This is a genomic window from Cobetia sp. SIMBA_158, from assembly GCF_046566945.1.
GTDB lineage: Bacteria > Pseudomonadota > Gammaproteobacteria > Pseudomonadales > Halomonadaceae > Cobetia > Cobetia amphilecti.
In genome coordinates, this window is sequence record NZ_JAWJYL010000413.1 from 1 (window position 1) to 269 (window position 269).

General features: G+C 38.7%; 1 protein-coding gene. It reads right to left on the reverse strand.

The genetic code is table 11. The features are described 5' to 3' along the window. On the reverse strand, positions 1-269 hold a 269-nt coding region (locus tag R2R70_RS20510), incomplete at both ends, for an aminoacyl-tRNA deacylase (protein WP_410978980.1).

Here is a 269-nt window from a genome sequence, read left to right on the forward strand (position 1 = left end):
CGAATGTTGCTACGACCTGATTCAATTGATGCAACGCTTGTGGTTCAATTTTTAAGGTGCATGTGGATTCCCCTGTTCCTCCATAAACAAAGTCATTGTTGAAAAGGTTTTTGTCAAGCACACAAGGTAAATCAAAATCAATCATTGGAACACTACCAACCTCAAATCCTGTTATTTTTTGAATTTCCTTTGGCGAAGCTAGTTTTACTTTCTTACACCCTACTCGTTCGGCTAGTTTTTCAAAGTCGAGTTTGTCACGATTACCGGAT